We start from the raw sequence: 25,468 nt of genomic DNA on the forward strand, positions 1-25,468 counted from the left end.
GAACCGGTGCTTTAACATCCCGATGTCAGCACCTTTTCGAGTCAATGCATGATGCTCACAGGTAACTTAGCGACTAGAAGCCCGCGCCGCACAAGCGACGAACCAGGTGTTCTCACCCTGGGTCGTACCCGTGGCGTGGCTGAACACTTTAGCGCGCTAATCGCAAAGCATGTGCAGAGCGGTGTGGCTGTTGAAGCCGACGCCTACATTAGTTCATATCAGCACAACGAATATCACGGCCTGTATCGGGCGATCTTCATTATCATCGACAGCCCTCAGGCACTCGAAGATAACCTTGCGCTGGTGGAAAACCTGCGCAACGACAACTTGAAGCCGATTATTTGTGCAGTGATCACGGGTCGCGGCGCCCACAACAAGATCAAGTACTTTCTGGCCGGTGCCGACTTCTGTATCAAACTCAATACCTTGTCCGATGAAAGCGCGGAACTGCTGGGTGAGTTCTTCGACAGCGAAGAATGGCAGCGGGATATCAGCCTGGTGCTGGACCCCACCCGCATCTGCCTCTCGGACACCAGCAAGAAACTGGATATCTCCTTTGCCGAAATGAAGATCCTGCAAGCCTTTGCGCAGACCGGCAATCACATTCTCAGCCACGATGAAATCGCCAGCATCATGGGGCTGAACACCCAATTCTACGACCCTCGGGCGCTGGAAAAATCCATCAGCCGCTTGCGTGGGAAAATCAAGGACGTGTACGGTACGAACGCCATACAGAGCATTCGCGGGTATGGCTATCGTCTGATGAGGGGGTTGATCTCAACTCCTTGATTCAGGGAAAACACTCTTTTGCAGCATACGAGGGAACGTCTGATGCAACGCTTCAAACATCCGCTTTCTCATAGTTTTAACCGCGTCACATATCTAATAAAAAGCTGTCAATTGCATGAGCGCTGCAACACTTACACATAACAATAAACCATTACTCTAACGCAGACCGAGTGGAACTTATCGAGGCCATCTTTGGGCCCAGACCCTGCCTGATCGATTAATTCCGAGGAAAACATTGCTCGCCTGCCATTATTTTTTCGCCAAATTTGGTGTGTACTTTAGGAGAGAGACATGGAAACCAGCACGACCCTCCCAAGAAAATACTTTGTTGTCGTGACTAACAGCTCAGCGTCGCAACGCGAACTCGAGAGCATTCTCTCCAGTGAGCGTTTCAATTCGTTTGGCACGTCTCAGGCACAAATGTTTATTGAAGGTGTTGCTTCGCCCTCTTCCACTCCGATGCTGATGGAGTTCACTTACCCACGCGGCACAAGGAAGCATGTCGCACGTAGCATCGAACATGATACCCAGCGCATATTGGCCACCCTCGAATCGGAATGGCTGGCAGCACAATCGGCGCATTCATTCCACAATTCCACGGCCATGTCCGAAAACCCCGCTGATACTTCCCGAACGATCGAATCCGACGCGCCCTGCACCGAAGCCTGGCATCTGGACAATGATCAGGGTGCATTGACCAAAGAGGGTGTCGAAATCAGTCTCACCGGGCTTGAAACCGCACTGGTGCGCAAGATGCTGCACCATGAAGAGCGTGTTGTCAGTCGGGACGATCTGATCCTCAGCATCGGCCGCGAGCCGGAGCAGTACCGGGGACTGGAAATGTGCCTGAGCCGTCTTCAAGACAAATTCAAGAACGCCAGCAACGGTGAACGATTGTTTCGTGCCGTGCGCAATCGCGGTTATTGCCTGATCCAGGAAGTTGTTGCCTAAACAACATCCCTCACTACAAGACAAACAGATACAAGTGCGATTACAAAAATAAAAAAGCACTCTGTTTGGTTTCACCCCTCCCTGGTTATACCCGCCTCCTGACCCCACCTACGATAGCAAACACAATATTGATTATTCACCCCCTGCCTTTCGACCTTTTCTAACGTTTGAATATTGGAAATTTAAATAAGTTGGCACTGTGCCATCTTGTTAGAACTCGTCAGACAGCATCCCCGGCAATAACTTAGTCTATTGACTGACGACAGTTCCGCATTCCGGCGTTGTTACCTCAGGACACTGACTCAAACAACAATAACAAGTCTGCTTAACAACTCGGTTTTCTACTGTCGAAACCTGAACGGACGTCTTTTGGGGATATCGTATGGATCTTTCTCTTCGTATCAATCGAAACACCGGCCTCAAGGGACTGACCTTTTGGGGCCAATGGGCGCTGGCACAGAGTTTCATTGTTTCCCTGTTGTTCATACTGGCCGAACAGCACACGGGCACCGTCGAGTTCTACTATCGGATGTGCACGATCCTGGCCGTACTGGCCTCGGTGCCGGCTTATACCTTCAGCGGCGCGTATCGAAAGCGAGACAATTACCTGACCGGGCTGGGTCGACTGTTCATGGGCTGGTTCATGACCATGGCCGGGCTGGCGTTCATCGCCTTCATCTGCAAGGCCGATGCGCTGTTTTCCCGCCAGGTCATCCTTGAGTGGGCGGTGTACGGTTTCCTCGGTCAGGCGCTGTTGTACGCACCGCTGCATGCGTTCTCGAAGTTCTACCAGCGTTCGCGCAAAAGCGAACACAAGACCCTGATCGTCGGCACCGGCGAACTGGCGCTGGGTCTGGCGAAGAAGCTGAGCCAGCATGAAAACCTGCCGCTGGTTGGTCTGGTCAGCAACGGCGATACCCCGTCGCTGGAAGCGGACGCCCCGCGCGTTGTCGGCGCTCAGGACGAACTGCTCGAGCTGATCCAGACCCACGACATCCGCCGCTTGTACATCACCCTGCCGCTGTCGGAAGCCGCCAAAATCGAGGCGATGTATGTGGACTTGCTGGATGCCAACGTTGACGTGGTCTGGGTGCCGGACCTGAACAGCCTGACGCTGCTCAATCACTCGGTGAAAGTCGTGGACGGTCTGCCGGCGATCTACCTCAACGAAAGCCCGCTGACCAGCCGCCCGACCGCTGCGCTGAGCAAGAGTCTGGTGGAGAAAGCCGTCGCCCTGCTGGCGATCATTCTGTTGAGCCCGGTGCTGCTGGCCGTGGCCCTGGCGGTGAAACTCAACTCGCCAGGCCCGGTGTTCTTCAAGCAGGATCGCCACGGCTGGAACGGCAAGGTGATCAAGGTCTGGAAATTCCGCTCGATGCGCGTTCACGATGACCGTGACGTCAAGCAGGCCAGCCGCAACGATTCGCGCATTACCGCGGTCGGTCGCTTTATCCGTCGCACTTCGCTGGATGAGCTGCCGCAACTGTTCAACGTGCTGCAAGGGCACATGGCACTGGTCGGTCCACGTCCGCACGCCGTGGCGCACAACAACTACTACTCGGGCAAGATCCTCGCCTACATGGCCCGCCACCGAATCAAACCGGGTATCACTGGCCTGGCGCAGATCAGCGGTTGCCGGGGTGAGACAGACACCCTCGACAAGATGGAAAAGCGTGTTGAGATCGACCTGAAGTACATCAACAACTGGTCGCTGTGGCTGGATCTGAAAATTCTGGTGAAGACGCCGTTTACGCTGTTGTCGAAGGATATTTACTGAGACGCAGCGCTTGAGAAGGCAACACCGCAAGGGGACGAAAGTCCCCTTTTTTGTGGGCGGGGTTTGGGGGTTGGGTGGGTAGCTTGTGACCACAGTGGGTCAGTTGATTTGATGTCGGCTGTACTAGCGCCATCGCGAGCAGGCTCGCTCCCACTGGGATGATGAGCGGATCAGGATTTACTATTCACCTCAAACAAATGTGGGAGCGAGCCTGCTCGCGATGGCGGTGGAACACCGCCCGGAGCAACCCCACTCCCACAAGGATGATGAGCGGATCAGGATTTGCTATTCACCTCAGACAAATGTGGGAGCGAGCCTGCTCGCGATGGCGGTGGAACACCGCCCGGAGCAACCCCACTCCCACTGACTCCCCGCCCCCCCCGAACCTACTCGGTAATCTTCCCGAAGTTGCGGTAGAACATGTCCCCTTCACGGCTGTCGGTCATCGAATGCAGCTGGAAGCTGCGGTTGAGCCGCGCGCCACCGTCACGGGTCAGCGGTGCCCACACCAGGTTGGCGCGGCGCATGGTCGACATGCTCATCATTTCGTCGAACGGGATCGACAGGTACAGCCCCTTGTCGAAACTACCCTCGCCATACTCGGCGCTGCCGGCGGTGGTGATGGTCGCCCAGGCGCCAAAGCGCACGCCGTTGAAGAACTCGCGGGAGATGTCCACCGTGCCGCCAAAGTCGCCCGCCAGGTAACGCCCGACGCTGACTGCGGCCAGCGTGTCGAACGGCAGGTCGGTGTAGCCAGTGATGTGGCCGGTCCAGACCGAGTAATCACGCAGGCCGAAACCCTGGTCGAATTCACGCTGACGCACGTAGTTCAGGTCCGCACCAATCGACCAGCGCTTGCCGGTCGGACGAAACAGCACCTCGCCCCCGACCCCGGCGAACATCGATTCCAGATAACCGCCGTAGACCATGCCGTACAAATCCTTGTCCAGTTGCTCGGCATGACTGACCTGGAACAGCGGCATGGTGGTGTCCGACGTGGTCAGGTACTGACGCAAGTCGGTGCGCACACGCGGCAGGCCGCTGGGCGCGTCGTAGGTGAATTTGTCGAAGTTGTTGATCAGGTTCTGACTGAGCAGACCGTTCCACCAGGTGTTGCGGTTGAAGCGGTACTCGGCATCCAGATCCGCCGTGAACTGATAGAGCAAACCATCGGGGCCGCCGACGTTCTGTTTAAAGCCCAGGCCGACGCCGTAATTGAAGTGCTGCGGCGCTTCGGTGTAGAGGGTTTTCTCGTTGCGCGGCATCGCCGGGTTGATCTCGGTGGTGCGGTGCAGCGATTCCAGCGGTTCTTCGTTGTTGATCACTTCGCGGAAGGTCTGCCGGGGCACGCTGGTTTCTTCCAGCGGCAGGTCGTAGCGCTTGTTGACCACGGTGAACCAGTCGATGTCGTCGTTGACGCTGTTGTCGAGAATCCGGCTCGCGCGGCCGACGGCCTTGGGCGAATGGAAATAACGCTGCTGCTCGCCGTACACGATCAATTCGGAATCGCGCTGGGTGATGCGCTCGACCTTGTAGCCGGCGTTCTGTTGCAAACGGCGCGACACGTCGGCCCAGTTGACCTCTTCCATGGTCGCGGTTGGCGCCTTCGCCGGCAGCGGTTCGGCCGGTGGGTCGAAGGTCTTGGCCGGGGCCTTGCGACTGACGAAATTGGTGTGGAACGTGATGCCGAACATCGCCGTGTTGCCGCGCTCCCAGGCCGCACTCAGATCGACGGAATCGGTCACCTTGAACACCGCACCGAGGTTGATCGGCGAGTCCTGCTTGATGATGTTGTCCTTGGGCTCGTGCTTGTAGTCGTTGCCTTCGTATTCGAGTTTCAGGCTGAGGCGGTCCCAGGGCGTCTGGTAACTCACGCCGCCGAAAAACGACGGCTTGCCGCGAAAGTACGAGCCGGCGTTGACGTCACCGGTGCCTTCCAGATCCGGGCGGGTGTTGAAGCGGTCACTGATCGAACCCAACGGGTTGTCGACATCGCCGCGATTACCGATGTAACCCCAGGCGATGCCGGCGCTGAAATCGAAATTGTCCCAGCGCTTGTTGGCCACGAAGAATTCACTGGCAAACAAACCGGTACCGCCGATGTCTCGAAAGCCCAGCGCCACTTCCGGCGCCCAGTGGCTTTCCTGCCACAGCCGGACCTTGGCGTCGACCGCCTTGTCCTTATAGCTCTGGCTGCCGCTCAGCGCTTCGGAACCGTACGGACGGTTGGTGATGGCGGTGTAGCGAAACGAACCTTCCAGCCAGTCGAGCGGCTGCAACGAAACGCTGTATCGGCTGTACGGTTCGGTGCGGTTGGCGTTGACGCTCAACTCACCGGCGGGCGACATGCGCGCGGTCGGGGTCTGCAACAGACCGACGCCGCCGAAGTCATTCTGGGTAATCCGTGGCTCGGCATGCACGAGGCCACACGGCAATAACAACACAGCTGCAAAACGCAAATTCAACGAACCACCTCAGCCAACTGCGTGGCAATCAATTCGGCCAACTGCTGATTCAGTTCAGGGACAGGCGGATCCAGATCATCGTTTTTCACCGGCACCAGAATCTTGCTGCCGGCCACGGGCATCTGCCCGCTCTCGCGGTTCCAGTGGGCGATGCCGACCCGCCGCGATTCGCCGTTGGGCTGGATCAGCCACAGATAATCGGCATCGGCGTCCGCCGTCAGCAACGTGCAGCCCTGCAGATATTCGCGGGCTTCCTGCAACGGCTGATAAGGCAAACGGCACGGCTCGGCGACGGCGCCCAGCACTTCGACTTCGTCGACCCGTTTCGGGTAGATCAGTTGATCGCCATCGTCGAGGCGGATGTTGCGGGCGAAGCCGACTTCCACCGCCACCGGATCGAGATCGGCGATCTGCCGCCCGGTCACCGGCATCTGCCGGACCTGCTCGGCCAGGCGCTGGGCCAGCGCCGCTCGACTCGGCTTGTCGAAGAGCATCGCCATGCGCTGCAGCACATCCAGATCGAACAGCACGCCGACCTTGAGTCGCGTCTGTTCCTCCAGCAGCGACTGACGCAACAGAACGCCCGCCAGCCAATAACCTTCGGCATTCGGTACAGCCTCGCCGATCACATCGCGCAAACGTCCGCCCGCCGGCAATTCGATCGGGCCGGGGTTGGCGACATCACCGCTGACGATGACCGCGGCCTCGCTGGCACCGGCAAGCAACATCAGGCACGCCGAGAGCGCTCTTAGCCGCTTCACGGGACATGCCTGCGGTCAGGGGTCAGTTGCACGATCCTGACCCGCAACTGCGAGGTCAGTTGCTGTTCACTCTGCACAATGAAACCGTCCACCGGATCGACCCAGTAACGGTTGGTTGCGCGCAGGCCGATGGCCGGCGCGTCAATCTGCTCATCGACGCGCAGCACGGAGTATTCCTTGTCGAGAATGTCGAGGGTTTCCAGGGATTTTCGGGAGAAGCGGCTGTTGACGATGATCCCGACTTCCTGGCCCTTGTAGAGGTCGATCCAGCGGCGGCTGGTGTAGCCGTCGGTGATGCGATGCAGGCCCTGTTTGAACGGCGAGTCATCAGACAGGCGCGTGCCGTCCAGATCGCCCTCCACACCCAGGCCCACAGTGCGCATGGCCAGGCCGTCGCGCATCAGCAGCACCTGCTTGCCGGAGGCGACCCAGAACTGCAGGTCCTCGCGCTCGCGCACCAGCGCCAGCACCCCGGAGCCGGACGGCGTGGTCAGTTTGAGCTGGGGATACTTGACCCCCGCGACCTGCTCCGCCGACACGTCCAGTTCATCCGGCCCGATGACGGCGGATTTGAGGTTGTTCAACGAAGCGCTCATCAGCGGATTGCAGCCACTGAGCAACACGGCCGCCATCAGGCACACGCCCACTTTCAACGTTTTCACAGTCGGCGGCCTTATTTGCTGTTGTTACTGTATTCGCTCCAGTTCTTCGCAGCGGAAGCCCCGGTCCCGACAATCGATGCCGACGGCACCAACTGGCTGATCAGGCGATTCCAGCGAGTCACGTTGGCAGGCCCGACGTAGACCACGTCCTGAGGCCGCACTTCGAAGTGCGAGGCGAGCGCCATGGCGGTCGGCGATTCGGCTTCCAGCTGATAGATTTTCGCCGGCTCCACGTCGAGGTTTTCCACCCCGCGAATCACATACACGGCGTTGCCGTTGGAGGTGGTCTGGCTCAAGCCGCCGACCGAGCCGAGCACGTCGGACAGGTTCATGGTGGCGGTCTTGAAGCTCAGCGCACGGGGCTGGTTGACCTCGCCCATCACGTAGATGCGCTTGTTGTCGTTGTACGGCAGATACAGCTGATCGCCTCCCTTGAGGTAGACGTTCTGCAATTCGGAATCCTGCTGATTCAGCGCATCGAGATTGAGCGGATAGACCCGCCCGTTGCGCGTCAGCATCAGCCCGGACAAGTCGGCATTGTTGGTATCGACACCGGCCGAACCGAGGGCCTCGACCACGCTCAGCGGGTTGGTCGAAATCGCCTGGGGGCCGGCCTTGGTGACGGCGCCCGATACCACGACTTTCTGGCTGGCGAAACGCAGCACCGCGACATCCACTTGCGGCTCGGCAATGAACGCCGAGAGGCGTTGCTCGATGTCCGAACGCAGTTGCTGGATGGTTTTGCCGGCGGCCTGGACTTCTTTGATGTACGGGTAATACAACGTGCCGTCGGAACGCACCAGACGACCGTTGGCATCGATCTGCTGTTGCGCACCCGAAGGGGCGGTCAGCTCGGGGTGATCCCAGACCGTGATGTACAGCACATCGTTGCTGCCGATGCGGTATTCGGCCGGGGTCGCCAACAACTCCGCCGGCACCGACTCACGTTTGTACGTGGCGCGGTTCATGGCGATGAGCTTGGGGGTGATCGGAATGAGCTCGACCCGGCTGCTTTCGCTGGCGCCCTGGCGCGTGATGCTACTGGTGCTCAGGTACTGGCCGGGGGAGAACATGCAACCTTGCAAAGCGATACTTGCCAACAATAAAAGAGAAAAACGACGGGTCATAATGGCACTACGCTATTCAAGGGCGAATCCAAAAACAAAGTCACCCGACTTTCGTCGGGCGACCCTGTACTGCACCAACAGATACTTCAGTTAGTTGTGCGTGCCGGTTGTACCCGTGGTACCGGTGGTACCCGTTGTACCGCCGTTGGCACTTCCACCACTGTTGGACGCCGCTACAGCACTGGCGACCATGGCAGTACTGGCAGCAGGCGCTGTAGAAGCCGCAACACTGCCAGATACATTGGTCACTGCTGTAAGCGGCGCTTCAGCTGCGGAGGCCCAGTTGCTCAACATCGTCAACAGGGCGATCGCCATCACTTTCTTCATATCAACTCCTTTCTAACATCGCACCTGAACATCGGGTGTTGGTTAGAGGTGGTAGAGTTCAAGTCGCAAAAAGCGCGAACAAGATCCGTTGTTCTTTCACAGTCTTACGCAACTGATAAAAGTCGAACGGCAGGTTTATATCTACGGACTTGCAAAAGGCATTGCCAGTCTAATTTCCCGACGATATCTAACAACCTGACTGAAACTAACATTGCACTAAAACGCCATCATCCCTGATAACCCCGGGGATGATTCGATTGCCAGCGCCAGGTGTCGGTGACCATGTCCTGCAAGTTGCGTGTGGCTTTCCAGCCGAGTTCCTTGGCGGCCTTGGAGGCGTCGGCCCAGCTCTCGGCAATATCCCCGGAACGCCGTGGCATTACCCGGTAAGGCACCGGCTGCCCACAGGCCTGTTCGAAAGCCCGCAGCACCTGCAACACGCTGTAGCCGTCGCCGGTGCCGAGGTTCCAGGTATGAATGCCGGTACGGTCGGCGATGGTTTGCAGGGCTTTCAGGTGCCCGTCCGCCAGGTCGACGACGTGGATGTAATCACGCACGCCGGTGCCGTCGACTGTCGGGTAATCGTCGCCGAAGATCGACAACTCCTTGAGGCTGCCGACCGCCACCTGGCTGATGTAAGGCACCAGATTGTTGGGAATGCCGTTGGGATCTTCGCCCATCTGCCCGCTGTGATGCGCGCCGATCGGGTTGAAGTAGCGCAGCAGCGCGATGCTCCAGCGCGGTTCGGACTGGCACAGGTCGCGCAGCACATTCTCGACGATCAGCTTGGACTGGCCGTAGGGATTGGTCGGAGTGCCGGTCGGGAAATCCTCGCGGATCGGCATCTGCGCCGGCTCGCCGTAGACCGTGGCGGACGAGCTGAACACCAGTCGGAACACCCCCGCCGCTGCCATTGCCTGGCACAGCGTGATGCTGCCGCTGACGTTGGTTTCGTAGTATTCGAGCGGCTTGCGCACGCTCTCGCCGACAGCCTTGAGCCCGGCGAAATGCAGTACGGCATCGATGGCGTGCTGCTGGAAAATCCGGTCCAGCAGGGCCCGGTCACAGACATCCCCGCGAATCATCAGCGCACTTTTGCCGCAAATGGCTTCTACCGCGTGCAAGGCGGCGTCGCTGCTGTTGCAAAGATTATCCAGAACTACAACTTCATAACCTGCTTCAAGTAGTGCAAGTGTGGTGTGCGAGCCGATATAGCCGGCGCCACCCGTTACCAGAATCTTCATAGCGCGGTCCATAAGTGGGAAAAGTGCCAACTCGCGTGTCAAGCGCTGTTTGTTTAATGTGTGTCTTGATTCACACAAACCGCGCGACAACAACCAGAAACAAAAACAGTTCAATCACTGGCTATAAATATTTTTACAAGCCAAACTGTATTGCCTGGTACTTATTAGCACTCCCGCGCATTCATCACTATCAACGGATGCCGACTAAAAATAACCAATAACTGTCAAACCGACATCTCATAACATTGTCGTGTTTTACACTCATTGCTATTTGCCACTCATCTCCCGAGTCAGGTATTAAAGTACAGCTTCAATAACTTGCAACCTTCGTTATTGCAATAAACGATGGCAGTGCGCCATGAATGACCAGGAAACTTTTATGATCCGTAAATGTTTGTTCCCCGCTGCCGGTTATGGCACGCGTTTCTTGCCGGCCACCAAAGCCATGCCCAAGGAAATGCTGCCGATCGTCAACAAGCCGTTGATCGAATACGCCGTTGAAGAAGCACGGGACGCCGGCCTGCAACACATGGCCATCGTCACCGGCCGGGGCAAGCGCGCACTGGAAGACCACTTCGACATCAGCTACGAACTCGAACACCAGATTCGCGGCACCGAGAAAGAGAAGTTCCTGGCCGGTACTCGCGAGCTGATCGACACCTGCACCTTCTCCTACACCCGTCAGGTGGAAATGAAAGGCCTGGGCCACGCGATTCTCAGCGGCCGCCCGTTGATCGGTGACGAACCCTTCGCTGTGGTTCTCGCGGACGACCTGTGCCTGAACCTCGAAGGCGACGGCGTACTGACGCAGATGATCGAGCTGTACAAGAAATTCCGCTGCTCGATCGTCGCCATCCAGGAAGTGCCGCGCGACCAGACCCACAAGTACGGCGTGATCGCCGGCGAAGCGATTTCCGAGGGCATCTACCGGGTCAACCACATGGTGGAAAAACCGGCCCCGCAAGACGCACCGTCGAACCTGGCGATCATCGGCCGCTACATCCTCACGCCGGACATCTTCGACCTGATCGCCGACACCGAGCCGGGCAAGGGCGGCGAAATCCAGATCACCGACGCCCTGATGAAACAGGCGCAGAACGGTTGCGTGCTGGCCTACAAATTCAAGGGGCTGCGCTTCGACTGCGGCGACGCCGAGGGTTACCTGCAGGCGACCAACTTCTGCTACGACAACGTTTACCTGAAGGGCCGCTGAGCGGCCCCCACTGATTCATTGCGGCACGCACATCCAACGAGGCAACCATGAACATTGCACAACATTCCGCAGAGATTGAACGTGAGGTGGACAACCTCGGGGTGATGAGCTGGTTATCCCGCCATCAGCCATTGCCCAGCGCCAATGGCCCGTGGCTGGGCACCCTGCTGCTGGTCGACCGTCTCGGCGTGTTTCCCTCGTCCGGGGACATACGCCGACCGATGCGCGATCCCTATCCTCTGCTCGCCCACCTGAAACGGATCTACGGCGAGCAGGCGCTGGAGGTCGATGACCGCGACGGCCTGAAGATGATCTTCAGCGACTGGCGTTTTCGGGTGCGGATCTGCTGCAACGACCCGGCGATCATTGTCAATGTGGAAACCCGTTGCGTGACGCAGTTGATGCCGCAGAAAACCGCAGAGCTGCTGAGCCATCTGGATCTGTTCGACAACTGACGGCTACTTCGAAGTCTCGCCACAGCTATCCTGTGGCGAGACTTTTTGCTGTCCGCCCACGACCCAACGATAGAAGTAATCGGCAATCACCCGCCCGCCCGTGGCCGGCACCGGATGAATCTTGTCCGGCCCGATCATGGCCGCTGCGTAGCGTTTGACGTCGGTGCCGAACGCACATTGCAGATTTGCATAACCCAGACGCTGCTCACGGGCCCAGGGCTCGATGACCTGCGCATAAGCCGACATCGGATAGGCGCTGGAGCGGGTGGTGTCCTGACGCAGGATCAGGTTGATGCTAGCCGCCGGCTGAATCTCGCGGAGCATGCCGACCAGCCCCTGAACGTTATGCAGATACTGCTCGGGCTTCACGCCAAAACCCTGATCGTTGCCACCGAGCATGATCAGGTAAATGTCTGCGGGAATCTTCGATACCACAGCTTTCCACTGCGCCTGCCAGCGGGCATCGTCGTGGTAGAAATCAGCGGATGCCGCGCCGGACGCCGCCAGTTTCGACACCCGAACCCCGTTCTGATCGTTGCTCAGCCACAGGCCGAACAGGGTCGGCGCGCCTTTCACCACTTCCAGCCTTAAGGCCCAATCGGTCGCTGCCGATGTGCCGGACAGCGGGACTTCCTGTACGCCCTCGCCCGCGAGTTTCAACGGCTGCCAGTCGGCGGAGGGTGACCAGCGATAACGCAACTCACTGGACTCGCCGTTGCCGAGGTAGAGCAGTTTCGCCTGAGTGACTGCGGTGTTGATGGCAGGCGTCGGGCTGGCCTCGACTTGCAGCCAGGCGCCGGGGTGGCCGGTCACCGTGCGGCTGTCGGGGCTGGCCTGGCCGAGGCCGGAGACCTGCCAGTCGCCGCCGAAGTATTTTTCGCTGCTGCGGGTGTACTTGAAATGCGTGCCGCCGAGCGCTGCACCGTGGTTGAACCCGACATACCCCGGCCCGGCAAACCCGACCTCTCCGGCCACGCGCTGCACCAGTTTGTTCAGGTAGAAGTCCTGCCCCGCGCTGTAGCTGTCGCCGATCACCGAGATCGATAACACCTTGCCGGCCTTGCCTTCGCGCCACTGGCCAAACCGCTCGCGAGCGTCGCCGACCTGCACCACCGACGCCGCCATCGGCGGCACATCATCAACAGCCAGCATGAATCGCTTCCTTCATCGAATCTGCGCCACCGGGGCAATGGTCGCCGCCGGCTTCTTTTTGGTCGCGGCACGTTCGCCGAGGAACAGCACGGAGGTGAAGTTGAAGCGGCTGAAAATCATCGACAACACCACAGGCCCGAGCAAGCCACACGTCAAACCGCAGAACACCAGCACGCTTTCGTCCTTCACACCCAGGCGGCCGAGGATCGAACGCGACGTAGCGGCGAACAATACGTGAAAGAGGAAAATTGCGTAGGAGTAACCGCCAAGCCAGGTCAACGTCTTCGAGCGCATGTCACTCGACAGTAACGCGATGCAGGATACGCAGCCCACCGTCAGGCCGATCAGGCTGCGGCGGTCGACGATCAGTTCGCGATCCACCGCCGCCACGTACAGCAGCGTCAGCGAGATCAGCACAAATACCAGCGGGCCGATCACCTTGAACGTCTGCTTCAGCTCGCTGACTTTTTCCTGGCCGATCATGCCCGCCACGAAGAACGGCAGCAGATAAATCGCCCCGTTGATGCCGAACGCGTCCACGGGAAACGGCGGCAACAGGAAAACCGCCGCCGCGAAGGCGAACAACAGGTACAGGCGCGTCGGTGTACGCAACAAACCGCGCCACTCCAGCAGGCCGACGAACATGAAAATGATGAACACCGCCTGCAGAAACCAGAAGTGGTTGATCGGCACGTAGAACGACAACAGCGCATCCATCACGCTGACGTCCTTGTTCACGCCCGGCCCCACCGCCTGCAATACCGAGAACGGCACCCCCACGCAAAACAGCGGCACGATCAGGCGCCGCACCTTGCCGCTGAAGAACGCGGAAAAGTCATTGCCGCGAATCTTGTAGAGGGAATAGATGTAGCCGGAGATGAAGGTGAACAGCGGCATCCGCACGTACACCATCGAATCGGCGATCACCCGGAACGGCGAACCGATGTCGATTTTCAAACCACCGCCCAACGGCCCGATCACGTGATAGAGCACCAGCAACAGGCACGCCAGGCCACGCAGGGTTTCGATCTCCAGGGACTTTTTCTTGCTCGACATAAAGCACCCGCCTCAATTCAGAATTCTTGATTCAACCTTCGCCGGTTTGTTCGCCCGCAGCATCAACCCCAGGCCCACGAACAGCACCGGCACCACCATCGAAAAGTGCCGGGCGAACGAACCGAAGTCCGGCTCGAACAAGCCTTGAACCAGAAGGAACGCCAGCGGAATCGCGATCAGTTCCTTGGGTTTGGTCTGGATCGGTGCGCCCTTGTAATCGGTCGAGGTGATGACTTTGAACAGCAGCAGCGCGGTCATGATCATCAACGCCACGAAGATCACCTGGCCCGGCCCCGACAGCAGGATCAGCTCAACGGGAAACGACAAGCGGAAGAAAATGATCATCGAGTCCAGGGCCTGCGAGACGAAGTCGCTGCCGCTGAGCCACGAGACGATCAGCGATTTGGACCCCTCCTCGCCCGCCGTGCGCAGTTCGTTGTTGCTGGCGCGAATCGACGACACCGGAAAGCCCAGCGCCAGCTGGATCGCCATTGCTACTGCGAGATAGAACAGGAACAGCATCAGGAAGAAGGTGGTGCGCGAGACGTATTTCTTCATCACGCAGACGCCGACCCAGGACAGCGAAAACAAAATCCAGTAGGGCCGGATCAGCACGCCGTAGATCACCGCCGAAAGGAAAAATCCGCCGCGATATTTGCGCGTCAGCGAGCTGAACAGAATGCTCAGCACCGCCACCGACACGATGATTTCCTTGGTCAGGTTTTCCAGAAAAAACGAACGTACGATGCCCCACAGGCACAGGGTTCCGAAGATGGTCAGCGGCATGCGCCGGAACACCACCACGGGAATCGCCGTGAGGAAAAAGTTGCAGAACATCCCGTAGGCCCAGGCGTTGGTCAGGTTGATCCCGGTGGGCCGCAGCAGGAATGCCGAACACTCGTAGGACGAGCGATCCGGCGAGAACGGGTTCCAGAAATTACAGTTGTCGGCCCGGGCATAGGACGACCACAGGGTCATCGCATCCGGGCCCGGATCGCGCGGCACCAAGAGCGGCATGGCCACGGACAGAAACAGCCCGGTGAACAGGATCAGGAACGACAGCGACGAATCGAGACGGCGACCACGAAACTCGATGCACGGCAGTTTCAGGCCCATGACACGACAGCCTTTTTCGCCCGCGTGGCACGGGTCAGCAGCGCAATCACGCCGAGCTGCACGGTGATCGCGAAGACGTTGCCCCAGGCCGCGCCGTAGATCGAATAATGCTTGATCAGCAGGTAACTGACCGGCACTGAAACCAACAGGCAAATGGCCGCACTGGCGAGGGACACCCGACTGTTTTTCGACGCGATCAATCCGCCCCAGACGATGTCACCAATGGCGCGCAGGGCGAAGGAGAAAATCAGCACGCCGAGGATGCCGTTGTCCGGACGCGGAACGCTGGTGGCGACGTAATCGAGCACCACGTTGAAGAACAGATAAATGCCCACCGCCACCGCCGCCGACACCACCAGCGAACGCGCGACCCACTTGTTCACGAACAACTGCCGGACCGTGAACGGTTGCTGATCGGCCTGATAACGCTTGGCGAGCAGCGGAATGCCGACCACCGCCACCACCGCGTAAGACAAAGCCTGCAAGGTGTTGGCCGCCGACCACGCGTACACGTATTTACCGAGGCTGGCGTAGGGTTCGAGGTCGATGATCAGAAAGCGTTCGGCGTACTGACTCAGCGCGATCAGGCCAGTGCCGAGGTAAAACGGCAACCCGGCTTTCCACACGGCGGCGGTGGCCAGCGTCCCCTCTTCCCGCCCGCGATGAACATTCACCACGATCAGGTAACCGGCGACAATCACCAGCACGTTGGCGATGACCCACAGCCACAACACACTGGCGATTGCGGACACCCAACCGAGCGCCATCCCGCCCACGGCCAGCAGCGCCCAGAGCCCGGTCTTGATGAAGAACAGCAGCGCACCCGCCGTGGCTTTCTGTGCAGAAAACACGAACGAGTTGATCTCGAACGACAGGTGTTCGGTGAGCAGCACCAGCGTCACGCAGGCGATCAGCGCAGCCGTCGCTTCCACCGACTGGAACAGCGAATAAATCACCACCGTCAGCACCGACAACGCCAGGCCCACGGCCAGGTACAGCAGCAGCACTTTGTCCACGACCCGGCGCGAACTGCCGCCCACGCTGATCAGCCGATTGATTTCGGAACTGAAACCGACGCTGTAGAACTTCGACGCGATCAACGACGCCGCGACCACCACGCCGTAAAAACCCAGCGCCTCGTAACCGAGGTAATGGGTGATGGCGAGCACCAGCAAGAACTTCGCGCCCAGTGCTCCGCCGCGCAGCAACAGCCGGAATATCATCGAATGACGCCCTTGATGATGTCGTCCATGGCCACGGTTTTCGCCTCGATCTCGCGGCAGGTGTCGGTCAGGCGTTTGCCGAAATTCGACAGCGCGTCCGGCGCGTAAACCGTGTCGATGATAGTGTCGACATTGATGTCGCCGCCGTTGATGACCCAGTCCTCGACGCCCATGTCCTGATAGGCGCCGAAGCCTTTGCGTTCGTAGCTGATGTGATACGCCGGCACACCCGAGAGCAGCGATTCGATTGCGCCGTGCAGGCGCACGGAAATCACCAGGTCCGGTTGGTATTTGGCCAGCGTTGCCTTCAACGGCAGCAAGTCTTCGGTGATGCCCAGTTCGCGATAGAACGCGCCGTCATCATTACCGCGCACCGCACTCTGTACGGCGCAGACCACTTTGCTTTTGTTCTTCAAACGCTGCAGCAGCACCTTCAGGTTGGCCACGTAGGCCAGCTTCTTTTCCTTGCTCCATGCCGGCGGTTTACGCAGCACCACGCACACCGTGGCCGGCGTCGAAGCGCAGCGGGTGAACTTGGGTTGCTGGAGGATCTTGCCGGCCAGGGCCTGCACCGCGAGGTCCGGCGCGCGGTAGACATTTTCACAGGCATCGAACAGCGCCGAAGAACGGTTATCGCGCACGAACACCGCATCGGCGCTGGCGTAGTGGCCGACGATCTTGTCGCTGTCGCCGTGGAACGGCCCGATGCTTTGCGGCAGGTACACCGACGGCACTTTGCTGAGGATCGCGGTTTCCAGCTGCTTGGCGTGGCCGAGTTTCAGCTTGATGTGCTCGAAGGCACTTTTCGAGCGCATGTAGCCGCCGCCAACACCGACGATCAGATCGGTTTTCTTCAACAGATCCGCAAGACCGGCGTAGGACTGATTGAGGAACACTGCCTGCTTGACCCGACCCAGGCCCTTGGCCGCCATCACCGGCGCATCGAAGCGCGGGTGCGGCAGGTACTTGAAAGAGTCCGGATCGGAAGCCACCACACTGATCGCGGTGTCTTCGCCAAAGTTGCGCTGCACCAGCGCAATGGCCAGATCGACCAGCAGACCATCGCCGGAGTTGGAGGCACTGTAGCCATGCAAAATCGTTACGTTCATGAGCGGAGTTCTACTTAATAAGAGGGAGCGGAATACACGTCGTAGGTCTGGCGGATCATCAACGCGGCGCTGAAACGCTCGCGGACGATGCGCCGACCTTCGATGCCGAGGGCCGACAACGCAGGCTTCTGGATTTTCTTCAGGCGATCGGCCAGCGCCTGGTGGTCACCGGCGGGGAACACGTAACCGGACACACCATGGGTGACCAGTTCGGGCAACGACGTGCAGTCGCTGGCGATCACCGGCAGGCCCAGCGCCATGCCTTCCAGCGGCACCATGGCAAAGCCTTCCCAGCGGCTTGGGACGATCAGCGCATCGGCTTTCTGATACAGCGCGTGCACTTCGGTTGGGGTCACCCAGGGCAGGTATTCCACCCCGTCCAGCGGCGGACATTCGACCACGTCCTCGTTCACCGCACTGCCCACTACCGTCAGTTTCAGGTCGCTGCGCTTTGCTTCGCTGTAAGCCTTGAGCAATACGTCGAAGCCTTTCTGGTAGTCGAGGCGACCGACGAACAGCAGATGAATCGGTGCCGGATCGTTGGCCTTGCGTTCTTCATGCTTGTGATCGATGCCGTTGTAGATCAGCGTCATGCGCTTGCGCTCGATGCCAAACTTCGCGGCCTTGTCCAGTTCGAACTGGCTGACGCAGATGATCGTGTCCGTGACCTTCTGCAGCACCCGTTCGATCCCCGCATAGACTTTCTGCTTGATCGGCGAGCTTTCCATCAGGAACGAAAACGCATGGGGGCAGTAGACGATTTTCGGCTTGCGCCATGGCCGTAGCAGCACGCACACGCAACGGCCGATCACCCCGGAAAAGGTGCTGTGCAAATGCACCACGTCGGGTTTTTCCTTGAGCAGGACCCGCGCCAGTTGCCAGGCAAAACGCAGCAGCGACGGCACATTCCGCCCGCTTCGGGCAAAGGTGCGGATCTGCTGTGGATCGATGCCGTGCAGTTCTTTCTTCTGGTCGAGCGGGACCAGATACACCAGCTCATAGCGCCCGTCTTCGGGAGCCGCCGAAATTGTGCGGATGACCGTCGCCACCCCACCTTTGATCGTTTCCGCCACGTGCAGTATTTTTTTCACAACTCACCCACTTTCATGCCTGTAAGGACCGTCGCTGAATTTCAGGACTGGTCGGACGCGTATTCGTAGTTGTAATAGCTGCCGTTGCCGTAATAGCTGGCCGCGCGCTTCTCGACGCCGTTGAACACCGCGCCTTTCAACTCGATACCGTTCTGGGCGAAACGCCGAATCGTCATTTCGATTTCCTTGGCCGGGTTCACCCCGAACCGCGCGACGATCAGACTGATGCCGGCCTCGCGACCGACAATCGCCGCATCGGTCACGGCCAGCAGCGGTGGCGTGTCGATGATCACCACGTCATAGCGCTCGCTGAGTTGCGCCAGCAGGTCGCGGAAATTGGCGTGCATCAACAGCTCGGAAGGGTTGGGCGGGACCTGCCCACGGCTGATGAAGTGCAGGTTGTCGACTTCGACCTTGTTGATCGCCTGTTCGAGGGTGCAGCGCTTGACCAGCAGATCCGACAAACCGTTGGTGATCGGCGTGTTCAGCGTTTTGTGCAGATGCCCCTTGCGCATGTCGGCGTCGATCAGCACCACGCGCTGCCCGCTTTGCGCCATGACCGCTGCGAGGTTGGAAGAGACGAAGGTCTTGCCGACCTGCGGGCTCGGGCCGGAAATCATGATGCGGTTGTTGGTCGAATCCAGCGCCGCGAAGTGCAGGCAGGTGCGCAGGCTGCGGATCGATTCGATGGACAGGTCCGTCGGGTTGCGCAGGGCCAGCAGATACGCCGGCGTGTCCGCCGCGACTTTGGCCCGGACTTTTTTGCTGTCCTCTTCCTGTTGCAGAGCGCTGTAGGGAATCGACGCGTAGACCGGCAAGCCGAGCTGCTCGATGCCTTCCGGCCCTTCCAGGCCCTTGCTCAGGGATTTGCGCAACAGCACCAGCGCCACGCCGACGAAGGCGCCGAGGAAGGTGGCGATCAACACGATCAGGGCTTTTTTCGGTTTGACCGGGCTGGTCAGGTCGACATCCGCCGTATCCACCAGACGCACGTTACCCACAGCGCCCGCGCGAACGATGTCCAGCTCCTGGGATTTGTTCAGCAACTGGGTGTAGATCTGCGAGGCAACTTCGACATCGCGGGTCAGGTTGAGCAGTTCCTGTTGTGTGGCCGGCAGGTCCTGAACCTTGCCTTCCAGCGAGCGCTGTTGTTGGGTCAATTCGCCAATCTGGGTCATCAGCGCGCGGTAGGCCGGGTGCTGTTTGGTGAACTTGCGATCCATCTCCGCCTGTTGCAGTTTCAGCTCGGAAATCCGCGTTTCGAGCGCCACGGACTGGCCGAGCACCGATTGGGTTTCCATGGAGATGTTCACGGTCTTGCCGTGGGTCTGGTAGGCGTTGAGCGCATCGCTGGCCTTGGCCAGGTCACGCTTGACCTGCGGCAACTGGCTTTGCAGGAAGGCCAGGCTTTGCGCCGCTTCGGCGGAGGTGCGGCGCACGTTCTGATCGACGTACAGCGCGGCGATCTTGTTGAGGATCTTCACCGCTTCGGCGGCGTCGCTGCTGGCCAGGGCCAGACGGATGATGCCGGACTCCTTGCCTTGCTCGGAGATGTCCAGCGCGTCCTGATAACCCTGGATGGTCACGATTCGTGGGTTGCGCACCACTTCGAAACGGGTTCCGGGATTGGCCAACAGTTGCGCGACCTGCCCTTCTACACCGTCCTGCGCGAAGGCTTCGCCCGCCACGCCTTCGACCAGCAGGTTGTCGTTATCATCCAACAGCTGAAAGCGATGTTGTTCGCCGGCAATCAGGGTGAGTTTCTTGCCCAGCAGTTCCTTGGGCAGATTGAGCTTGGCAAACTCCAGGCGTTCACCGCCCCAGGCGTAGCTGCTCAGACCGAAACGCGGCGGCGCGACGCTGAGTTCGGTCTCACCGCGATAGCGCCGGGAAAGAAAGCCACCGATCAGCGGGAAGGTGTTGGGGGTGACGTCGATATCCAGGCGCAGGTCGTCGACCGTTTTGCCGATTACCGCGCGGGATTTGATGATGCCGATTTCGGTCACCGATGGCGATTGCCCGCCGAGCATGCTGTTGAGGTCGGAAAAACCGAGCATGTCGTTCTTTTTCGGTTCGACCTGCACCAGCGCGTTGGCCAGGTACACCGGCGTGGCCAAAATCGCATAGGCCACACCGGTCATCATGAACGCGCCGGTGAACGCACCGATCAACCATTTCTGATCGATCAGGCTGCCGAAGATGCCGAGAAGATCAATACTGTCTTGATCGTTGTCGCGGGTGCCGATTACTGACGGTAACTGCATAAGTCTTTCTTACCATTCACTGAACTGAAGAATATTCATCAACGCGCCAGGCGTTGCGCCCATGAGCTAACAGCATCTTCAATCAATGCATGGGCATGAATAAAAGCGGCCTGCCCCTGACGATACGGGTCCTGTATTTCTCGTTCGCTCTGCCACTTGCCCAGCAGAAACACTTTGCCCCTGGCGTGAGAGGCAATCTTCAGTACTTGATTAACATGTTGTTTTTCCATCACCAGAATCAGGTCTGATTCATTGACGATGTCTGCTGTCAGTTGCCGCGCCTTGAACCCTTCGGCACTGTGCCCGCGGTCTTCCAGCACCTGGCGCGCGGTCGACTCCATGCCTTCGCCGACCCGTGCAGACAGGCCTGCGGAGGTCACGCTGATCGCCGAGGGTGTCAGTGCATTGCGCAACAGAAGTTCCGCTGTCGGACTTCGGCAGATATTGCCTACGCAAACGACAAGAATCTTTTTGAACAAGGTTTACTTTCCCGTGTAATGTCAATCGGCCAACATGCCTTGCAAATTCGAATGAACCCGCAAGACCTTCCTTCACTCGGAAATAGATTCACCCTTAATACCGATGCATTAAGTACCACGGCCTCTAAAAGTCCCCCAACCAGAATTACCGGACTAAAAATAACTGTGATTTTCAGGCGAAAGTTTTCCGACAAAAAATAACATTCGTGCACTTAGCATCCATATTGCCCTCGAAACCTGTGTAACGAGATAACCCTTCGCTAGATGTCATTCTCATCAGGAGAGCCGACATGAAATCAGCACATCTCAAACATCTTGGTGCCACCCTGTTGATGCTCAGTGCTACTGCACAGGTTCACGCCAGTACGCTGTTCCCGTCATTGCCCACCCGAACCATTGGCGTTCAGGTCAAGATCCAGAACTTCACCCCGGCGGACGCCGAGCAGATCAAAGCAGCCGGATTCAGCTTTGTGCGCTTTGGCGTCTGGAGCGACAGCCTCGGCGGCAAGACCTACCAGAAACAGATCAGCGATGCGTTTGCGACGGCGCGGTCCGCCGGGTTGCCGGTCTTGATGACCGTTCGCGCCACCAAACCGTTGACCGGTGACCTGACCACCGCCGGTGAAGCCTTTGCCAACGCGGTGAGCGGGCTTGAGCAAGCCTGGAGCGCGCAACTGGTAGGGATCGAAATCTGGAATGAGCCGGATCTCGACACTTATTGGCCCACTGGGGACTTCAAAAACACCTTCGTGCCGTTCATGACGGCCATGTGCAAGACGCTGCAGGGCAAGCCGCAATCGACGCCTTTGGTGGGCTTCGGTTTTGCCCGTCCGCCGACAGCCGGCTCCGCCTCGACCGTGGCCCTCAACAGCATCCTCGGCACTTATCCTGAGTGCCTGGATGCCATTTCCTATCACCCTTACGGCATGACCGCGACGCAGATCAGTAACGCGCAGACCTTCATCCAGCAAAACTTCCGTCTGCCGGGCGTTATCAGTGAATGGGGCGTCTCGGCGCTCGCCTCCAACGGCGGGCCGGAAGGGCAAGCCAGTAAAATCGCTGCGTTCATCGCCGATGTTAAAAAACTCAACATTCCGCTGACGTCGATTTACGAATGGAAGAACAGCGAGTCGGGCAGTAACGACCGGGAGAAGAATTTCGGCCTGCTGACCTCCGACGGCCAGCCGAAACCGGCGCAGACGGCGGCCTCGACGCATTTGAACGCCGATTGAGGGTACAGCGGGTCAGTTGCTTTGAACCTGTGGTCCTTTTTGGCATCGTATTGATCGATACGCGCCCCGCCTTTCAAACAGCCGTTTTCAGGTTGTTGCCGCCGGGGCGCTCGATACGCCGACATGCCCTTGAGTGGCTGTCGGTGCTCGGGTAATGTCACCAGACCCATAGGACAGAGCACGCTCATGACTTCCAAGCTGGAACAACTCAAACAGTTCACCACCGTCGTGGCCGACACCGGCGACTTCGAAGCGATTGCCCGGGTCAAACCGGTCGACGCCACCACCAACCCTTCCCTGCTGCTCAAGGCAGCGGCTATCCCGGCTTACGCTGAACTGCTGAACGCCAGCGTCGGCGACTGCAAGGGCGATGTCGGCCTGGCCAGCGACCGTTTCGGCGTCGCGGTCGGTCAGGAAATCCTCAAGGTCATTCCGGGCCGCATTTCCACTGAAGTGGATGCGCGCCTGTCGTTCGACAAGGACGCGGTGCTCAAACGCGCCCACCGCCTGATCGAGCTGTACGACAAGGCCGGCGTTGGCCGTGACCGCGTACTGATCAAGATCGCCTCGACCTGGGAAGGCATCCGCGCCGCCGAGATCCTCGAGAAGGAAGGCATCCAGACCAACCTGACCCTGCTGTTCTCCTTCGCTCAGGCCGCTGCCTGCGCCGATGCCGGTGTGTTCCTGATCTCGCCGTTCGTGGGCCGCATCTACGACTGGTACAAGAAGGCCAACGGCAACGACTACACCGGTGCCGACGATCCGGGCGTGCAGTCCGTGACGCGCATCTACAACTACTACAAGGCCAATGACTACAAGACCGTGGTCATGGGCGCGAGCTTCCGCAATCTGAGTCAGATCGAGCAACTGGCCGGCTGCGACCGCCTGACCATCAGTCCGGACCTGATCGAGAAACTGGCGGCCGACACCGGCAAGCTGGAACGCAAACTCGCTCCGGGCCACGCTGGCGAGGCGCGTCTGAGCCTCAACGAAGCGCAATTCCGCTGGCTGTCCAACGAAGACGCGATGGCCACCGAAAAACTGGCCGAAGGCATCCGTCAGTTTGCCCGCGACCAGGAAAAACTCGAGGCGCTGCTGCAAGCCAAGCTGTAATCGGCCAAGCGCAAACGCAAAAAGGGCGAACCCTCACAGGTTCGCCCTTTTTTGTGCCTCGCGGCCTGGCTGATCAGTGCCGTTCGAGGGCATTCACCAGGTCATGGAAGGCTTCGCGGTTGGAGTCGTTCAGGCCCATGAGGATCTTGTGCGCTTCGAGCACCTTGATCCGCACCACCTCTTCCGACTGGTCCTGATCCGGCAGGTCATCAAGGCATTCCGGGCACGGCACGGGATGGTTGACGATATTGAACACCTGCTCGAAACCCATCGACTGCAGCAGACGGGTGATGTCCTCGTGGGTGGTGACCACGGTCGGCAGCAGGCCGACCTTCTGCCGCGACAGGATCGACAGTTTGGCCAGCAGGCCCAACGTGGTGCTGTCGATGCTGCGGGTTTCGGTCAAATCGATCACGATCGCGTTGAAATTCAGCGCGGTGAAGATTTTTTCAATAGTCGCATCCAACGCCGAACACAGGGTCAGGCGAACTTCACCGACGAACTTCAGGACGAAGGTGCCGTCCTGCTCGGCGAACTGGATTCTACCGGTACTCATCAAAGATTCCTGCTCAACACCAACAGGGCGATATCATCCGGCATCTCCCCTAGCGTGGCCAATCCAAAAACCTGCCGCAGACCATCCAGGCTGCCGCCCGCCGACTTCACCTTTTGCGGTAAAGCGGCTTCTTTCTCTTTGAGTGTGGGCTCTGGCAAAAGATCCAGAATGCCATCAGACATCAGCGTCAGGCTGAACGTCGGTGGCAGCTCGAGCACGTGGTCTTCGTAGGTGGCTTCGTTGAAAAGCCCCACCGGCAGACCGCGCCCCTCGAGGTAGCGAACACTGTCAGGCGTGTACAACACAGGCAACGGCAGATGGCCGCCGATGCTATAGGTCAACAAACCGGTCTCCTCGTCGATGACTCCACCGACCATTGTGACGTGTTTACCCAGCTTACAACTGATCAGCCCCCGGTTGATATGACCGAGGACTTCCGAAGGCTTGAATTCCGGCAGCGTGCCGTTGCGCTTGGATTCGAACAGCAGGCGCGTGGTCATGAACTTCAGCAGCACGGTGACGAACGCCGAAGAGGCGCCATGACCCGAAACGTCCGCCAGATAGAACGCCACCCGGCGCTCGTCGACCCGGAAGTAGTCGACAAAATCACCCGACAGGTACAGCGACGGGATGATCTGGTGCGCGAACCTGAATTCGTCGATGGCCCACGGACTTTCCGGCAGCATGTTCATCTGCACCTGGCGACCGGCGTTCTGGTCTTCCTGGAGCAGGTTCAGGCTGGCTTCGAGTTCGCGGTTGGCCTTTTCCAGTTTCTCGCGGTAGCGCTGGTTTTCCAGCAGCAGACGCGCACGATCCAGGGCCCGGCGCACGGAGTGCTCGAGCACGGCCAGATCTTCGAGAGGCTTGATCAGATAATCCGCCGCGCCCAGGCGCAGGGCCTCGACCGCGTCATTCATCACGCCGGCGCCCGAGACCACGATCACCGGTGTCTGCGGCGACCGCTCAGTGACCTGACGGATGAGTTCGAGACCGCCCATCTGCGGCATGCGCAGATCGCAGATGACCAAGTCGGGCGTGTCTTGCTCGAATACCTGAAGACCCTGCTGGCCGTTACTGGCCTGCAAGACGCTGAAACCACTGTCTTCCAAATAGGCCGCGAGGCTCGCGCGCACTACTTCGTCATCATCGATTATCAGCAGCGTGGCACTGGTTTTTGGCATGTGGGCAAACGGCGCCAGAATTAGGTTGGCGTAGCAGGCGGGGCAACGGCCCGGCGCAGACTACTGGATTCGCTTTCTAGCCTCTCTGCTGCACCGCTTCGGAGCGTTTGCCCCGCACACGGTTG

General features: G+C 59.1%; 23 protein-coding genes. 7 read left to right on the forward strand and 16 right to left on the reverse strand.

Annotated elements, in window-relative coordinates; genetic code table 11:
- Positions 1-48 precede the first annotated feature (48 nt).
- The 3 genes from BMZ46_RS23360 (at position 49) to BMZ46_RS23370 (ending at position 3,517) form a co-directional block, all read left to right on the forward strand.
- Complete coding sequence (locus BMZ46_RS23360; protein ID WP_039772760.1) at positions 49-789, forward strand: winged helix-turn-helix domain-containing protein; 741 nt, start codon at positions 49-51, stop codon at positions 787-789.
- A 291-nt stretch (positions 790-1,080) separates the two neighbouring features.
- A complete protein-coding gene (locus BMZ46_RS23365) occupies positions 1,081-1,740 on the forward strand; it encodes a winged helix-turn-helix domain-containing protein (RefSeq protein ID WP_074689219.1) in 660 nt (219 codons plus the stop codon).
- Positions 1,741-2,122: 382 nt separating this feature from the next.
- Positions 2,123-3,517 carry an undecaprenyl-phosphate glucose phosphotransferase gene (locus tag BMZ46_RS23370; protein WP_074689221.1) on the forward strand — a complete coding sequence of 465 codons (1,395 nt, stop codon included), beginning with the start codon at positions 2,123-2,125 and terminating at the stop codon, positions 3,515-3,517.
- Between the two features lie 386 nt (positions 3,518-3,903).
- On the opposite strand, the gene BMZ46_RS23375 is transcribed toward BMZ46_RS23370, so the two are convergent.
- From BMZ46_RS23375 to galE, 6 genes are all read right to left on the reverse strand, one after another.
- Positions 3,904-5,982 (reverse strand): YjbH domain-containing protein, encoded by a 2,079-nt coding sequence (locus BMZ46_RS23375; protein WP_074689223.1) that lies wholly within the window; start codon positions 5,980-5,982, stop codon positions 3,904-3,906.
- Entirely contained in the window at positions 5,979-6,743 is a 765-nt protein-coding gene (locus tag BMZ46_RS23380) for a capsule biosynthesis GfcC family protein (protein ID WP_371855520.1), read from the reverse strand. Before BMZ46_RS23380 ends, BMZ46_RS23375 begins: the two co-directional genes overlap by 4 nt.
- Entirely contained in the window at positions 6,740-7,405 is a 666-nt protein-coding gene (locus BMZ46_RS23385) for a YjbF family lipoprotein (RefSeq protein WP_080770671.1), read from the reverse strand. The genes BMZ46_RS23380 and BMZ46_RS23385 overlap by 4 nt, the downstream gene beginning before the upstream one ends.
- 11 nt (positions 7,406-7,416) lie before the next feature.
- Positions 7,417-8,532 carry a polysaccharide biosynthesis/export family protein gene (locus BMZ46_RS23390; RefSeq protein WP_172829496.1) on the reverse strand — a complete coding sequence of 372 codons (1,116 nt, stop codon included), beginning with the start codon at positions 8,530-8,532 and terminating at the stop codon, positions 7,417-7,419.
- A gap of 90 nt (positions 8,533-8,622) precedes the next feature.
- Positions 8,623-8,859, reverse strand: a complete 237-nt coding sequence (locus tag BMZ46_RS23395; RefSeq protein WP_003226528.1) for a hypothetical protein — start codon at positions 8,857-8,859, stop codon at positions 8,623-8,625.
- A gap of 227 nt (positions 8,860-9,086) precedes the next feature.
- Positions 9,087-10,103 carry a UDP-glucose 4-epimerase GalE gene (gene galE / locus BMZ46_RS23400; protein ID WP_039772766.1) on the reverse strand — a complete coding sequence of 339 codons (1,017 nt, stop codon included), beginning with the start codon at positions 10,101-10,103 and terminating at the stop codon, positions 9,087-9,089.
- Between the two features lie 379 nt (positions 10,104-10,482).
- Here galE and galU point away from each other — a divergent pair, with 379 nt between their 5' ends.
- Both galU and BMZ46_RS23410 read left to right on the forward strand, forming a co-directional pair.
- On the forward strand, positions 10,483-11,316 hold the full coding sequence (gene galU / locus BMZ46_RS23405) for a UTP--glucose-1-phosphate uridylyltransferase GalU (protein WP_007951629.1): 834 nt from the start codon (positions 10,483-10,485) through the stop codon (positions 11,314-11,316).
- A gap of 47 nt (positions 11,317-11,363) precedes the next feature.
- A complete protein-coding gene (locus BMZ46_RS23410) occupies positions 11,364-11,771 on the forward strand; it encodes a phosphohexomutase domain-containing protein (protein WP_039772767.1) in 408 nt (135 codons plus the stop codon).
- Positions 11,772-11,774: 3 nt separating this feature from the next.
- Here BMZ46_RS23410 and BMZ46_RS23415 read toward each other — a convergent pair whose 3' ends face one another.
- From BMZ46_RS23415 to BMZ46_RS23450, 8 genes are read right to left on the reverse strand one after another with little or no spacing between them, the layout of a single operon-like run.
- The gene (locus tag BMZ46_RS23415) at positions 11,775-12,923 is read right to left on the reverse strand and encodes an SGNH/GDSL hydrolase family protein (RefSeq protein WP_074689225.1); all 1,149 of its coding nucleotides are present in this window, start codon (positions 12,921-12,923) and stop codon (positions 11,775-11,777) included.
- A gap of 12 nt (positions 12,924-12,935) precedes the next feature.
- Positions 12,936-13,979: an acyltransferase family protein gene (locus BMZ46_RS23420; protein ID WP_074689227.1), complete on the reverse strand. Its 1,044-nt coding sequence runs from the start codon at positions 13,977-13,979 to the stop codon at positions 12,936-12,938.
- Positions 13,980-13,991: 12 nt separating this feature from the next.
- Positions 13,992-15,095, reverse strand: coding sequence for a hypothetical protein (locus BMZ46_RS23425; RefSeq protein ID WP_039772770.1), 1,104 nt, complete (start codon positions 15,093-15,095; stop codon positions 13,992-13,994).
- Positions 15,086-16,318 carry an MATE family efflux transporter gene (locus BMZ46_RS23430; protein ID WP_064598088.1) on the reverse strand — a complete coding sequence of 411 codons (1,233 nt, stop codon included), beginning with the start codon at positions 16,316-16,318 and terminating at the stop codon, positions 15,086-15,088. Before BMZ46_RS23430 ends, BMZ46_RS23425 begins: the two co-directional genes overlap by 10 nt.
- Entirely contained in the window at positions 16,315-17,427 is a 1,113-nt protein-coding gene (locus BMZ46_RS23435; RefSeq protein WP_039772772.1) for a polysaccharide pyruvyl transferase family protein, read from the reverse strand. The genes BMZ46_RS23430 and BMZ46_RS23435 overlap by 4 nt, the downstream gene beginning before the upstream one ends.
- 14 nt (positions 17,428-17,441) lie before the next feature.
- A complete protein-coding gene (locus BMZ46_RS23440) occupies positions 17,442-18,518 on the reverse strand; it encodes a glycosyltransferase (protein WP_064598090.1) in 1,077 nt (358 codons plus the stop codon).
- 41 nt (positions 18,519-18,559) lie between these two features.
- Positions 18,560-20,782 carry a polysaccharide biosynthesis tyrosine autokinase gene (locus tag BMZ46_RS23445; RefSeq protein WP_074689229.1) on the reverse strand — a complete coding sequence of 741 codons (2,223 nt, stop codon included), beginning with the start codon at positions 20,780-20,782 and terminating at the stop codon, positions 18,560-18,562.
- A gap of 38 nt (positions 20,783-20,820) precedes the next feature.
- Entirely contained in the window at positions 20,821-21,261 is a 441-nt protein-coding gene (locus tag BMZ46_RS23450) for a low molecular weight protein-tyrosine-phosphatase (protein WP_039772775.1), read from the reverse strand.
- 290 nt (positions 21,262-21,551) lie between these two features.
- On the opposite strand from BMZ46_RS23450, the gene BMZ46_RS23455 reads away from it, so the two are divergent.
- Together BMZ46_RS23455 and tal are read left to right on the forward strand one after the other, a co-directional pair.
- Entirely contained in the window at positions 21,552-22,493 is a 942-nt protein-coding gene (locus BMZ46_RS23455; protein WP_074689231.1) for a glycosyl hydrolase family 5, read from the forward strand.
- 186 nt (positions 22,494-22,679) lie between these two features.
- The gene (tal, locus tag BMZ46_RS23460) at positions 22,680-23,606 is read left to right on the forward strand and encodes a transaldolase (RefSeq protein WP_039772777.1); all 927 of its coding nucleotides are present in this window, start codon (positions 22,680-22,682) and stop codon (positions 23,604-23,606) included.
- Between the two features lie 73 nt (positions 23,607-23,679).
- Here tal and rssC read toward each other — a convergent pair whose 3' ends face one another.
- Positions 23,680-24,162 carry an anti-sigma factor antagonist RssC gene (gene rssC / locus BMZ46_RS23465; protein ID WP_003226553.1) on the reverse strand — a complete coding sequence of 161 codons (483 nt, stop codon included), beginning with the start codon at positions 24,160-24,162 and terminating at the stop codon, positions 23,680-23,682.
- Positions 24,162-25,343 (reverse strand): two-component system response regulator RssB, encoded by a 1,182-nt coding sequence (gene rssB / locus BMZ46_RS23470; RefSeq protein ID WP_041475374.1) that lies wholly within the window; start codon positions 25,341-25,343, stop codon positions 24,162-24,164. The genes rssC and rssB overlap by 1 nt, the downstream gene beginning before the upstream one ends.
- Positions 25,344-25,468 lie beyond the last annotated feature (125 nt).

Origin of the sequence: Pseudomonas sp. NFIX49 (assembly GCF_900115915.1) — a bacterium.
Classification (GTDB): Bacteria; Pseudomonadota; Gammaproteobacteria; order Pseudomonadales; family Pseudomonadaceae; genus Aquipseudomonas; species Aquipseudomonas pharyngis.

Bases quoted from the DNA above. Each gene is read 5' to 3' on its own strand.
- rssC (WP_003226553.1), bottom strand. From the start codon at position 24,162: ATGAGTACCGGTAGAATCCAGTTCGCCGAGCAGGACGGCACCTTCGTC.
- tal (WP_039772777.1), top strand. From the start codon at position 22,680: ATGACTTCCAAGCTGGAACAACTCAAACAGTTCACCACCGTCGTGGCC.
- BMZ46_RS23435 (WP_039772772.1), bottom strand. From the start codon at position 17,427: ATGAACGTAACGATTTTGCATGGCTACAGTGCCTCCAACTCCGGCGAT.
- BMZ46_RS23425 (WP_039772770.1), bottom strand. From the start codon at position 15,095: ATGGGCCTGAAACTGCCGTGCATCGAGTTTCGTGGTCGCCGTCTCGAT.
- BMZ46_RS23415 (WP_074689225.1), bottom strand. From the start codon at position 12,923: ATGCTGGCTGTTGATGATGTGCCGCCGATGGCGGCGTCGGTGGTGCAG.
- BMZ46_RS23445 (WP_074689229.1), bottom strand. From the start codon at position 20,782: ATGCAGTTACCGTCAGTAATCGGCACCCGCGACAACGATCAAGACAGT.
- BMZ46_RS23360 (WP_039772760.1), top strand. From the start codon at position 49: ATGATGCTCACAGGTAACTTAGCGACTAGAAGCCCGCGCCGCACAAGC.
- galE (WP_039772766.1), bottom strand. From the start codon at position 10,103: ATGAAGATTCTGGTAACGGGTGGCGCCGGCTATATCGGCTCGCACACC.
- BMZ46_RS23365 (WP_074689219.1), top strand. From the start codon at position 1,081: ATGGAAACCAGCACGACCCTCCCAAGAAAATACTTTGTTGTCGTGACT.
- BMZ46_RS23370 (WP_074689221.1), top strand. From the start codon at position 2,123: ATGGATCTTTCTCTTCGTATCAATCGAAACACCGGCCTCAAGGGACTG.
- BMZ46_RS23455 (WP_074689231.1), top strand. From the start codon at position 21,552: ATGAAATCAGCACATCTCAAACATCTTGGTGCCACCCTGTTGATGCTC.
- rssB (WP_041475374.1), bottom strand. From the start codon at position 25,343: ATGCCAAAAACCAGTGCCACGCTGCTGATAATCGATGATGACGAAGTA.
- BMZ46_RS23390 (WP_172829496.1), bottom strand. From the start codon at position 8,532: ATGACCCGTCGTTTTTCTCTTTTATTGTTGGCAAGTATCGCTTTGCAA.
- BMZ46_RS23420 (WP_074689227.1), bottom strand. From the start codon at position 13,979: ATGTCGAGCAAGAAAAAGTCCCTGGAGATCGAAACCCTGCGTGGCCTG.
- BMZ46_RS23430 (WP_064598088.1), bottom strand. From the start codon at position 16,318: ATGATATTCCGGCTGTTGCTGCGCGGCGGAGCACTGGGCGCGAAGTTC.
- BMZ46_RS23410 (WP_039772767.1), top strand. From the start codon at position 11,364: ATGAACATTGCACAACATTCCGCAGAGATTGAACGTGAGGTGGACAAC.
- galU (WP_007951629.1), top strand. From the start codon at position 10,483: ATGATCCGTAAATGTTTGTTCCCCGCTGCCGGTTATGGCACGCGTTTC.
- BMZ46_RS23395 (WP_003226528.1), bottom strand. From the start codon at position 8,859: ATGAAGAAAGTGATGGCGATCGCCCTGTTGACGATGTTGAGCAACTGG.